Annotated in this window: 9 protein-coding genes; 4 read left to right on the top strand and 5 right to left on the bottom strand. The window is 69.8% G+C overall.

Annotated features, from left to right (window positions below):
* Nucleotides 1–439 precede the first annotated feature (439 nt).
* Together CHB84_RS21510 and CHB84_RS21515 are read right to left on the bottom strand one after the other, a co-directional pair.
* Nucleotides 440–1,783, bottom strand: coding sequence for a glutamine synthetase family protein (locus CHB84_RS21510; protein ID WP_089303479.1), 1,344 nt, complete (start codon nucleotides 1,781–1,783; stop codon nucleotides 440–442).
* 206 nt (nucleotides 1,784–1,989) lie between these two features.
* Nucleotides 1,990–3,588 carry an alpha/beta hydrolase gene (locus CHB84_RS21515; protein ID WP_425432328.1) on the bottom strand — a complete coding sequence of 533 codons (1,599 nt, stop codon included), beginning with the start codon at nucleotides 3,586–3,588 and terminating at the stop codon, nucleotides 1,990–1,992.
* Between the two features lie 121 nt (nucleotides 3,589–3,709).
* On the opposite strand from CHB84_RS21515, the gene secA2 reads away from it, so the two are divergent.
* Nucleotides 3,710–6,064 (top strand): accessory Sec system translocase SecA2, encoded by a 2,355-nt coding sequence (gene secA2, locus CHB84_RS21520; RefSeq protein WP_089303480.1) that lies wholly within the window; start codon nucleotides 3,710–3,712, stop codon nucleotides 6,062–6,064.
* Between the two features lie 43 nt (nucleotides 6,065–6,107).
* On the top strand, nucleotides 6,108–7,835 hold the full coding sequence (locus tag CHB84_RS21525) for an NAD+ synthase (RefSeq protein WP_089303486.1): 1,728 nt from the start codon (nucleotides 6,108–6,110) through the stop codon (nucleotides 7,833–7,835).
* 3 nt (nucleotides 7,836–7,838) lie between these two features.
* Here the strand turns inward: CHB84_RS21525 and CHB84_RS21530 are convergent, their stop codons facing one another.
* Nucleotides 7,839–8,822 (bottom strand): hypothetical protein, encoded by a 984-nt coding sequence (locus CHB84_RS21530; protein ID WP_141134776.1) that lies wholly within the window; start codon nucleotides 8,820–8,822, stop codon nucleotides 7,839–7,841.
* Nucleotides 8,819–9,046 (bottom strand): hypothetical protein, encoded by a 228-nt coding sequence (locus tag CHB84_RS21535; RefSeq protein WP_089303482.1) that lies wholly within the window; start codon nucleotides 9,044–9,046, stop codon nucleotides 8,819–8,821. Before CHB84_RS21535 ends, CHB84_RS21530 begins: the two co-directional genes overlap by 4 nt.
* A 280-nt stretch (nucleotides 9,047–9,326) precedes the next feature.
* Between CHB84_RS21535 and panB the strand changes: the two genes are divergently transcribed.
* Both panB and pip read left to right on the top strand, forming a co-directional pair.
* Nucleotides 9,327–10,217 carry a 3-methyl-2-oxobutanoate hydroxymethyltransferase gene (panB, locus tag CHB84_RS21540; RefSeq protein ID WP_089303483.1) on the top strand — a complete coding sequence of 297 codons (891 nt, stop codon included), beginning with the start codon at nucleotides 9,327–9,329 and terminating at the stop codon, nucleotides 10,215–10,217.
* Nucleotides 10,218–10,230: 13 nt separating this feature from the next.
* Nucleotides 10,231–11,208 carry a prolyl aminopeptidase gene (pip, locus tag CHB84_RS21545; RefSeq protein ID WP_245818892.1) on the top strand — a complete coding sequence of 326 codons (978 nt, stop codon included), beginning with the start codon at nucleotides 10,231–10,233 and terminating at the stop codon, nucleotides 11,206–11,208.
* Nucleotides 11,209–11,212: 4 nt separating this feature from the next.
* Here the strand turns inward: pip and CHB84_RS21550 are convergent, their stop codons facing one another.
* Entirely contained in the window at nucleotides 11,213–11,986 is a 774-nt protein-coding gene (locus tag CHB84_RS21550; RefSeq protein WP_089303487.1) for a helical backbone metal receptor, read from the bottom strand.
* Nucleotides 11,987–12,185: the final 199 nt, after the last annotated feature.

Raw genomic sequence — 12,185 nt, forward strand, 5'->3', positions numbered from 1 at the left:
AACCCAACAAAAGGTTCCCACAAGCACACACTAGCTCAAAAACTTAGAGCAAACACAAGCACACTGTTGAGTTCTCAAACAACACACCGGAACGTCTTTCCGAGAAACGCGTACGATCCCGGAGAAAAACTCCCGAATTATATCCCCGGAGAAGCGTCGGTCCCGAAACAATCTCTCGTCAAGAAGGTTTCGTGCGGGCACCGGCTCGACTTCAGGGCCGTCGCAGTACTTTACCCGGTCCGTTTCGCGGTGTCAACACCGCTCGTCCCGGCTGGTCTCTGCTTTCAAGATCAACTCTATCAGCAGGTCCCTGGTGCCTTTCCGGGGGGGCCTTCTTCGAATTTCCCCGCCGACCCGGCGTTCCTGGCGACAAGTGAGAACACTACACGGCCGCCGAGGATGCTGATCACCGGGGGTGCGTTAGCCGGGTATCCCCTGGTCAGACGACCGGCAGCAGGGTTCGTAGCTCGTAGGGCGTGACCTCGCGCCGGTAGCTGTCCCACTCCACCCGCTTGTTCCGCAGGAAGAAGTCGTACACGTGCTCGCCGAGCGCCTCGGGGAGCAGCTCGGACCGTTCCATCTCGCCGAGCGCCTCGCCCAGGTTCTGTGGCAGCTCGACGTAGCCCGCGGCCTTGCGCTCGGCGTCCGACAGAGCCCAGATGTCGTCCTCGGCGGCGGGCGGCAGCTCGTACCCCTCGGTCACGCCCTTCAGTCCCGCGGCGAGTATCACCGAGTACGCCAGATACGGGTTGCACGCCGAGTCCAGGCTCCGGATCTCCACCCGCCGGGAGGACGCCTTGCCCGGCGAGTACATGGGGACCCGCACCAGCGCGGACCGGTTGGCCCGGCCCCAGGACACCGCGGGCGGCGCCTCCCCGCCACCGCCGAGGCGCTTGTAGGAGTTGACCCACTGGTTCGTCACCGCCGAGATCTCACGCGCGTGCGTGAGCAGGCCCGCGACGAACGCCTTGCCGGTCGGCGACAGCTCGTCGGGGTCCTCCGGGTCATAGAACGCGTTCTGGTCACCTTCGAACAGGCTGACGTGGGTATGCATCCCGGAGCCCGGTTGGTCGGTGAACGGCTTCGGCATGAACGTGGCACACACGTTCTGCGTCAGCGCGACCTCCTTGACCACGTAGCGGAAGGTCATCACGTTGTCGGCCATGCTCATGGCGTCCGCGTACCGCAGGTCGATCTCCTGTTGCCCGGGAGCGCCCTCGTGGTGACTGAACTCGACCGAGATCCCCATCGCCTCGAGCGTCTCGATGGCGTGCCTGCGGAAGTGTGTGGCCCTGGCGTGGCTGGCCTGGTCGAAGTATCCGCCGTTGTCGGCGGGCTCGGGCGGGGACCCGTCCTCGGGCATGGACGACAGCAGGAAGAACTCGATCTCGGGATGGACGTAGCAGGTGAAGCCCGCCTCGGCGATCCTGGACAGCTGGCGCCGCAGCACGTGTCGCGGATCGGCCCAGGACGGCGAGCCGTCCGGCATTGCGAGGTCGCAGAACATCCGCGCCGAGTAGTGCCCTCCCTCCAGGGTCTCCCAGGGCAGGACCTGGAACGTCGTGGGATCGGGCTTGGCGACCATGTCCGACTCGTACACCCGCGCGAAGCCTTCGATGGCCGAACCGTCGAACCCGATGCCCTCGTTGAACGCTCCCTCCAGCTCGGCCGGGGCGATCGCGACGGACTTGAGAAAACCGAGAACGTCGGTGAACCACAGGCGGACGAATCGAATGTCCCGTTCCTCGAGCGTGCGCAGCACGAACTCTTGCTGGCGATCCATGGCCACAGACTATCCGCCGGACCGGCCGGGTGGCAGCTGACATGCCCGTACCCGAGGCGGAATCCGCCTCGCTCGTGACCCGTCCGCCGTACTGCCGCCCGCGCGGGTACTCGCTGCCCTGCTCACCTTGCCCGGCGCCGGACGGCACCGGCAGCCCTGAGACCAGCCCTGAGACGTCCACCACACGTTCCGGCGCAGCAGGCGCGTCACTGCGCCCCGCAGGTAGCGCCTTCCTCCGGCAGCTCGCCGTGCACAAGGTAGGTGATGCCCGCGCTGTCCACGCACTCGTTGCCCTGCCCGAACACGGTGTGCTGGGTGCCCTCGAATGTCAGCAGCCTCCCGTTCATCGCCTCGGCCAGCTGCACACCGGCCTCGTAGGGCGTCGACGGATCCTGCGTGGTCGAGATCACCAGAGCGGGTGGCACCCCCTCCACATCCGGCAAGCGGGGCTCGGACGTGTTGGGCACCGGCCAGAAGGCGCATATACCCCGCGCGGCGGGAGTCGGTTGCCCGCTGTCGAGGAACGGCGCTGCCTCCGCGTACTCCTCCTGAGCCGCCGCGATCTTCTCGCGGTCGGTCACGCGGGGATCGTCGACGCACCGGATCGCCTCGAACGCGTCCTGGGTCGTGGTGTAGGAGCCGTCGGACTGCCGCTCGTTGTACATGTCGGCGAGCATCATCAGCTGCTCACCCCGCTGCCGCTGGAGCTGTGTCAGTCCCGATTTGAGGGGCTCCCAGAGCTCCTGGCTGTAGAGCGCCTGCACGGTGGCCGTGGTGGCGTCGCCGAAGGACAGCTCACGGCCGTCCTCGAGCTCGACCCCGTTCTCCACGAGCGGTTGCACCAGGTCCTGGTACTCCTCGGTTGCCTCGTCCGGGTCGTCGCCGAGCGGGCAGTCCTCCCTGCCGGTACACCACTGCGCGAACTCCTCGAAGGCCTGCCCGAAGCCCTCGCCCTGCGCGATGAGGGAGTCGACAAGCTCCTGCTCGGGGTCGAGGGCGCCGTCCAGCAGCAGGGCGCGCACGTTGTCGCCGAACGTCTCCGCGTAGCTGTAGCCGATGCGCGTGCCGTAGGAGTACCCCAGGTAGGTCAGCTTCTCGTCCCCGAGCACCGACCGCAGCACGTCCATATCCCGCACGACGTCGCGTGTGCCGATGTTGGCCAGCATGTCCTCGCCGTACTCGGTGCGCTCGACGCACTTCTCGGCGAACTTCCTGGCCCGCTCCTCCGCCTCGCGCACGGCTTCCGGCGAGCCGTCGAACTCGTGGTCCTCGGCGCGCCTCTCGTCACGCTCCTCGTCGGTGAGGCACTCGACCTGGGGCTCGCTCGCCCCGACGCCACGCGGGTCGAAACCCACGACGTCGAAACGTTCGGTGAGCTCGGTTCCGGAAAGCCGGTTCGCCGTGTGCACGGCCTGCCCCATCCCGGCCGCTCCGGGACCGCCCGGGTTGAAGACCAGCGAGCCGATCCGCTCCTCCTGGTTCGACGCGGGGATACGGGACACTCCGATGGAGATCGTCTCGCCGCCGGGCTCGGAGTAGTCGAGCGGAACGTCGATCCTGGCGCACTGCGCTTCGGGGTCGTTCAGCGTCCGCTGGGCCATCTCCGACGTGGCGTACGGCCCGCACTCTTCCCAGGTAATGGATTGCCCGTAGTACTCGTCGAGCCCGTCGGGAATCCGACCGGTCGGTCCGTGCGTTTCGGTCACCGGTAGTTCCGGGGCATCTTCGGGATCATCGGAGGTACACCCGCCGAGCAACGCACCGAGGAGGAGCAACGCGAACGGGACACGGAATACTTGGCGCACACGGTGATGATGCCATGGTCGGTGTGTGCGGCGGCACACGCACACCCGGCCCCGTGCCGGAGAGGCCGGCCAGGGCGCACCACGCGATCGTGCGCGGTGCCCGAGCAGACGGAGAAAGCGGATGACACAGAAGCAGGCATCCCTGCTCACCCGAAGCAGGCGGCTGTTGCGCAGGCTCGTCGACCGCCCGGCCAGCGTCGACCTCACGCGGTACGAGGCACTGCTGCCCGCCGTCGGCGCTCGTGAGCAGGACCTGCTCGAACTGACCGACGCCGAGCTGACCGGAGCCGCCACCGCGCTCCGCGACAGCGACGGCGCGCGCCCCACGCCCACCGACGAGCAGCTCGTCGAGATCTGCGCGATCGGCAGGGAGGCGGGCAGGCGCGCGCTCGGTGAGCGGGCGTTCGACGTCCAGCTGCTCGGCGTGATGGGGCTGTTGACGGGACGAGTGATCCAGATGGCCACCGGCGAGGGCAAGACGCTCGTCGGTGCCATCGCCGCGGCCGGTCACGCGCTGCGCGGCAGGCACGTGCACGTCATCTCGGTCAACGACTACCTCGCGCGCCGCGACGCGCGATGGATGCGGCCGGTCCTCGACCTCTTCGGGGTGTCGGTGGACTGGGTCGAGCCCGGGCACGGCAGGGCCGAGCGCGCACGGGCCTACGGCTGCGAGGTGACCTACGGCTCGGTCAGCGAGATCGGGTTCGACCTGCTCCGGGACCGCCTCGCCACATTGACAGCCGATGTGGTGCAGCGCACCCCCGATGTCGCCGTGGTGGACGAAGCGGACTCGGTGCTGGTGGACGAGGCACGTGTTCCCCTCGTCATGGCGGGCTCGGTCGCCTCGGGTGCACCGGACACCGAGGCGGCGCGCATCGTGTCGCGGCTGCGGCCCGGCCTGCACTACGAGACCGATGCCGACGGCCGCAACGCGTGGCTGACCCCGGCGGGGACGTCCGTCGTCGAGAAGGCCCTCGGCGGCGTCGACCTCTACTCGGAGGCCGGGTCGCGACGGCTGGCCGCGATCAACGTCGCGCTGCACGCACACGTGCTGCTCACCCGCGACGTCGACTATCTCGTCCGGGACGACAAGGTGCAGCTCATCAACACCTCGCGGGGCAGGGTCGCCGAGCTGCAGCGCTGGCCGGACGGGCTGCAGACCGCGGTGGAGGCCAAGGAGCAGGTCCCCCCGTCCGACCAGGGTGAGATCCTCGACTCCGTCACCGTGCAGGGGATGCTCGCGCGTTACCCCACAGTCTCGGGCATGACCGGCACCGCGGTCGCCGTGGCGGAGACCCTGCGCGAGTTCTACAAACTCGAGATCGCGGTCATCCCCCCGAACGAACCCAACATCCGCCTCGACGCCGCCGACCGGGTCTTCGCCACCCGGGCCGACAAGTTCCGCGCCGTGGTCGCCGAGGTACAGCGGGTCCACGCAGGGGGCAGGCCGGTCCTGATCGGTACCCAGGACGTCGCCGAGTCGGAGGAGCTGGCAGGCAAGCTCGCCAGGGCCGGGTTGGACTGCGTGGTGCTCAACGCCCGCAACGACGCGGAGGAGGCCGAGATCATCGCCGAGGCCGGCACGAAGGGCGCGATAACCGTGTCCACCCAGATGGCCGGTCGCGGCACCGACATCAAGCTCGGTGGGAGTCACGGCACGACCGACGACTACGAGCAGGTCGTCGAGCTGGGTGGCCTCTACGTGATCGGTACGGCCCGGTACCGCAGCAGCCGCCTGGACGACCAGCTGCGCGGCCGCGCGGGCAGGCAGGGCGACCCCGGTGGGTCGATCTTCTTCGCCTGCCTCAACGACGAGGTGGTGCTCGCAGGTGCGCCCGATGTGCCGGGCAACCCGCCGACCGACGACAACGGAGAGGTCACCAGCCCCGCGATCAGCAGGCACATCGACCACGCGCAGCGCGTCACCGAGGCCGCGAACCTGGAGATTCACCGCAACACGTGGCGCTACACGCGGTTGATCGAGCGGCAGCGGGACGACCTGCTCGGTTACCGGGAGGAGGTGCTGCGCGGCGAGCGCGCGACCGAGCTGTTGCGGTCGCGATGCCCGCAGCGGTTCGCCGAGCTGGACGCCGTCCTGGACGGCGCCGCGCGTGACCGGGTTTGCCGGGAGATCCTGCTGTTCCATCTGGACGAGCTGTGGTCGCGGCACCTGGCCGTGCTCGCGGACGTGCGGGAGAGCATCCACCTGCGCGCGCTGGGCAGGGAGACACCCATCGACGAGTTCCACCGCGCGGCGATACCGGAGTTCCACGCGATCTACCCGGAGGCCGAGCGGCTCGCCGAGGCGACGTTCGCCGAGATCACGGTGGAGGAGGGCGGTGCCGACCTGGCCGGCGCCGGGGTGCGCAGGCCGACGTCGACGTGGACCTACGTGGTGCACGACAACCCGTTCGACTCCGACGCGGAGCAGGCCCTGAAGAAGGTGCGGGGCACGTTGCGCAAGCGACGCGGCTGAGGATCCCGGCCGGTACCGCGCACCCGTGCGCGACAATGGCCGTATGGCTCAACTGCGCACCGCACTCGCCCAGGTGAACCCCACGCTCGGGGATCTGGACGGCAACGCCGGGCTCATCGTGGAGTGGACGCGCGCGGCCGCCGATGCCGGGGCGCACATCACCGTGTTCAGCGAGATGACCCTGACGGGGTATCCGGTGGAGGATCTGGCGCTGCGGCCGACCTTCGTGGACGCCTGCAGGGGCGCCGTCGAACGGCTCGCCGGGCGCCTTGCCGAGGCGGGGTGCGGTGACGTGCTCACCTACGTCGGCTACCTGGACGCCGACGAGGCAGGTCCGCGCAACTCGGTCGCCGCGCTGTACCGGGGTGAGGTCGTGGCCCGGCAGGCCAAGCATCACTTGCCCAACTACGGGGTCTTCGACGAGCGGCGGCACTTCCGGCCCGGCGAGACGCTCGACGTGCTCCGGCTGCACGGGGTGGACATCGGGGTCGTGGTCTGCGAGGACCTCTGGCAGGACGGCGGCCCGGTCAGCGCGCTCGCCCGGTCCGGGATCGATCTGATCGTGGCGCCGAACGCCTCACCGTACGAGCGGTCCAAGGACGACATCCGTCTTCCCGTGGTCGCCGAGCGGGCACGCGAGGCAGGTGTGCCGGTGGCGTACTGCAACCAGGTCGGCGGCCAGGACGACCTCGTCTTCGACGGGGACTCCTTCGTCGTCGACAGATCCGGTGCCCTGCTCGCACGTGCCCCCCAGTTCGTCGAGCACCTCCTGGTCACCGACCTCGAGCCGGCCTCGACGGAGCCGGCCACAGGCGCGGCCGCGGGCACCTTCTCCGGCCTCGAGGTGCGCAGGACGGTGCTGTCCGACGAGGCCGCGCCCGGTTACGAACCACTCCACGCCCCGGAGATCCGCGAGCCGCTGTCCGACGAGGCCGAGGTGTGGTCCGCGCTGGTCCTCGGGCTACGGGACTACGTACACAAGAACGGCTTCCGTTCGGTCATCTTCGGCTTCTCCGGCGGTATCGACTCGTCGGTGACCGCCGCCCTCGCCGTCGACGCGCTCGGGGCCGACGCGGTCCACGGCGTGTCCATGCCCTCGCAGTACTCCTCGGAGCACTCCAGGACCGACGCGGCCGAGCTGGCACGCAGGTTGGGGTGCCACTTCCGTACCGAACCGGTCGACGAGATCGTGGCGGGCTATGTCGGCAAGCTCGGGCTCACCGGGTTGGCAGAGGAGAACGTGCAGGCCCGGGTGCGTGGTGTGCTGCTGATGGCGCTGTCCAACGCCGAGGGGCACCTGGTACTGGCGCCCGGCAACAAGACCGAGATCGCCGTGGGCTACTCCACCCTCTACGGCGACTCCGTCGGCGCGTTCGCGCCGATCAAGGACGTGTTCAAGACACAGGTGTGGAACCTGGCGCGCTGGCGCAACACCGAGGCCGACAAGCGTGGTGAGACCCCGCCCATCCCGGAGAGCTCCATCACCAAGGAGCCCTCCGCCGAGTTACGTCCCGGGCAGGTCGACACCGACTCGCTGCCGGACTACGCCGTGCTCGACGACATCCTGGACGACTACGTCGAGGGTGACCGCGGCTTCACCGAGCTGCTCGCGGCGGGCTTCGACCCCGCCACCATCGACCGCGTGGTGCGCATGGTCGACACCGCCGAGTACAAGCGTCGCCAGTACCCGCCGGGCACGAAGATCACCTTCAAGGCGTTCGGGCGCGACCGCAGGCTGCCGATCACAAACGCGTGGCGCGAGGTGCACTAGCGCTCACCCGAGGTCGAACCCGGCCTCGGTCAGGGTGGCGCGCAGCTCGGGCCCGGCGTGGTCGAGCAGCGGGCGCAGCCGGTCGGCGTGCCCGCCCCGCTCGGCCGCCCGCGCCAGCGCGAGCAGCGTGTCCCGGTCGGCAAGGGCATCGCGTGTCGCGAGCTGCCGCAGGGCATCCTCCGGCATGCTGGCCAGCACGGTGAGCAGCTCGGGTTCGAAGCCGTCCCGCACCACGGTGCGCAGCAGACCGTCCAGCGCCTCGGCAGGAACCTCCGCGGCGTGCCCGGCGAGCGTGCCGCGCAGCTCGGCGTCGTCCACCCGCGCAATCAACGCCAGCCCGGCGGCGTGCAGCTCGACGGTACCGGTCAGGGCGGTGTGCACGACGCTGCGTATCCGCTCGGCGGGCAGCGCCCGGACCGCGCTGGTCAGGTGTGCCTCGGACTCGGCGTAGAACGCGATCCACAGCAGCGCCACATCGGAGGTGATCACCGCGACGGCTGCCCGCACCAGCCGCTCCGTCGCCGCGTCGATCATCCTGCCGAGCGTGACGTACTCCTCGCGGTCCACCAGCTCCCGCGCGACCTCGGTGGCCCGTTCGACCGGCACCTGGCTGATCAGCTCCCGGACCTTGCGCGGGTCGATGCTGACGCACACATCGGCCATGTAGCCGACGGAGAGCCGCTTGGCGAACTCGCCGACCCGGTCGGTGCCGATCTCTGCGGCGACCTTAGACGTGATCATGGGCGGGAACGCGCGCTCGGCGATCCGCACGCACAACGCGGGCGGCAGCAGCGTGCTCGCCTTCGCGATCCGCTGGTACAGCTCGCGGTGCCGGTCGTGCATCGTCGCGCTTGCCGCTTCGCGCAGCTCGTGGATCTCGGCTGCCTCCAGCGAGCCGAGGAACGCCACGCGGTCCTCTGTGGTGTCCAGCGCGCGGGCGAGCTTCGTCAGTTCCGCACGGGTGGCCAGGTCGTGACTCATGCTCACACTCCGAGGATCTTGCGCACGCCCGGTCGCAGCAGCGCCGGGATGTGGGCCAGCGAGTCCTCGGCGACCGAGCGCAACCTCTCCGCGTGCCTGCGGTTCGCCTGCCGCAGCTCCTCGTGCAGCCGCTCGGCCTGTTCGTCGGACAGGGAGTCGATCGACGGCTGGTCACCGAGCCAGCCGCGAAGCACCTCCCTGGCACTACCCGTGGTCCTGCTGTCGTTCATGATGCACCTCGTTGTGCCATTTCACGCCGGTTGTGCGATCACGCAGACCCTAACCCGCAACGCCCGTTGTGTGCCGCCGTCCGTGCCGCGGGTCGCCACGCGCCGCCGGATCGTGTACCGCCGTCGTGCCAGGTGACGGCTCTGCCGGCCGGGACCGTGTGAGTCGCGTCCCATCTACCTGTCCACGGCCGCCACCGCGGTGCCAGGCTTGAGAGGTACACCATCCGCGCCGAGCCCGGGGACCCGTTGACGGGCCTCGAGGAAAGGACGGTTGACGCCGATGTCCGCGGACAACTCGACTCCCGCTCCAGACGGATCGACCGAGACCCCCGCCCCGTACGGCACGGGGGCCGGATCCACACCCGACACGCCCCGCAAGCGGGTGCGTGTCCATCACCTGCGTGAGTTCAAGGACCGCGGTGAGCCGTGGCCGATGCTCACCGCGTACGACATGTACACCGCCGAGCTGTTCGACGAGGCGGGCATCCCCGTGCTGCTCGTCGGCGACTCCGCCGCCAACAACGTGTTCGGCTACGACACCTCGCTGCCCGTCGACGTCGACGAGATGCTGCCGCTCGTGCGGGCCGTGACCCGCTCGACCACGCACGCGCTGGTGGTGGCCGACCTGCCGTTCGGCTCCTACCAACTCTCGGTCGAGCAGGCGATGGGCACGGCGGTGCGGTTCATGAAGGAAGGCCGCGCCCACGCGGTCAAGCTGGAGGGCGGGAGAGACTTCGTCCCGCACGTCGAGGCGCTGACCTCGGCGGGGATCCCGGTCATGGGTCACATCGGTTTCACCCCGCAAAGCGAGCACAACCTCGGCGGGTACCGGGTCCAGGGCCGCGGCGAGTCCGGGGAGACGATGCTGGCCGACGCACTGGCCCTGCAGGAGGCGGGCGCCTTCGCCGTGGTGATGGAGATGGTGCCCGCGGAGGCGGCCAAGCGCGTGACCCACGAGCTGGCGATCCCGACGATCGGCATCGGCGCGGGCCCGCACTGCGACGCGCAGGTCCTGGTATGGCAGGACATGGCGGGGTTGCGCCGGGGTAAGGCGCCGCGCTTCGTCAAGCGCTACGCCGATGTCGCGGGCGTGCTGTCCTCGGCTGCCGCGTCCTTCGCCGACGAGGTCCGCAGGGGTGAGTTCCCCGCCCCCGAGCAGTCGTTCCACTGAGGTGAGTGGCCGCGTGACCGGGCGGGACCGGCGGGACGGCCTCTACCCGCCGATCCGGCCGCACCAGCGGGGCTCGCTGGATACCGGTGACGGGCACACCGTGTACTGGGAGGTCAGCGGGAACCCGCACGGCAGGCCCGTCGTGGTGGTGCACGGCGGGCCGGGGACCGGCAGCGCACCGGTCTCGCGGCAGCACTTCGACCCCGATGCGTACCGGATCGTGCTGTTCGACCAGCGTGGCTGCGGGCGCAGCACGCCCGCGGCCGGTTCGAGCACCGGCGGCCTGGCCGGCAACACCACCTGGCACCTGGTGGCGGATATGGAGCGGCTGCGCGAGCACCTGGGCATCGAGCGATGGCTGGTATTCGGGTGGTCCTGGGGGTCGGCACTGGGCCTGGCCTACGCCGAGACCCACCCGCAGCGGGTGAGCGGGATCGTGCTGCGCGGGGTGTTCACCGCTCGCGACTCCGAGCTCGACTGGCTGTACCGGGGCGGTGCCGCCCACCTGTTCCCGGACGACTGGGAAGCGTTCCTGTCCCCCGTCCCGGACAGTGAGCGGCACGACCCGCTCGCCGCCTACGCCAGGCTCGTCACCGACCCCGATCCAGACGTGGCGCGGAACGCGGCGGTGTCCTGGAGCGAGTGGGAGGCCGCGCTCTCCGCGCTGGTGCCGTCGCCCGCCGCGCGGGCGGAGTTCGCCGACCCGGCCACGGCTGTGCCGTTCGCGCGGATCGCGCTGCACTACTTCGCGAACCGGGCGTGGCTGGACGAGGGGCAGCTGATCCGGGACGCCGGCAAGCTCGCCGAGGTTCCCGGGGTGCTCGTGCAGGGGCGGTACGACGCGGTGTGCCCACCGACGACGGCCTACGAGCTGTACAAGGCGTGGCCGGGCTGCGAGCTGGTGCTGCTCAACGGCGCGGGCCACTCGCTGTGGGATCAGGGGGTGCTCACCGAGCTGGTCGAGGCCACCGACCGGTTCGCCGCGGGGTGAGGACTCAGCCGAGCACCCTGTCGAGAGCCGCGGACAGCTCCGCGTGGGCATCCACAAGCGACGGTCCGTACCAGGTCAGGTACCGCCCGGAGACCAGTACGTAGGTCACGCCGGGGAACCAGTCGGGGCCGTCGTCGTCGGTGAAGTAGTACGGCTCGTCCGGGAGCACGAGCAGATCCGCGCTGCCGTCGGTGAACTTCGCACGCAACTCGTCCAGCTTCGGCCTCGGGTAGCGATCCGTATGTGCGGAGTAGACGGTCGACACTCCGAGCCGGTGCAGGACGTCGCCGGCGAAGGTGTCCCGGCCGAGTACGACCCAGGGTTTGCGCCACACCGGGACGAGCGCGGTCGCCCGGTGCGTCCGTGGGTTCGCCCACGCCTGCTCGGCCGCGACGAGCCATTCCGGTTCGGACACCCGGAACGCCTGGGTGAGCACGCGACGCAGCGAGGCGAGCGCTGTCAGCACGGTGGACGGGGCCTCCGTGACCCACACCGGGATCCCGTCGGCACGCAACCGCTCGACGTCCTCCGGCCGGTTCTCCTCCGAGTTCGCCAGCACCAGGTCGGGACGCAGGCCGAGCACGTCGTCCACGCGGGGGTACTTGGAGCCGCCGACCCGTGCGACGTTCAGTGACGGCGGGTGTGTGCAGTAGTCGGTCGCGGCGACAAGCACGCCGGGAACGGTGCGTTCGACGGCCTCGGTCAGCGAAGGCACGAGCGAGACCACCCTGCCCGGTTCCCGGTCCAGCGGAACCTCTTCGCCGAGGTCGTCGATCAGGTGCATCTACCCAGCGTGTCATGCGGTACACCTGCCGGCGTCCGCGGCCGGTGATCGTCTCCCGACACGCGATACAAGGGTGTGGAGTGGGCGCCCTTTCTGCCCGGGTTGTGGAGGGGTCGGGTGTCTGTGTGTGGTCGGCGTGTCGTTGCGGGGTGGTCGAACGTGTGTGCGATATGCTGGTGGTGTGTCGGAGTTC

The organism is Haloechinothrix alba, assembly GCF_900188115.1.
Classification (GTDB): Bacteria; Actinomycetota; Actinomycetes; order Mycobacteriales; family Pseudonocardiaceae; genus Haloechinothrix; species Haloechinothrix alba.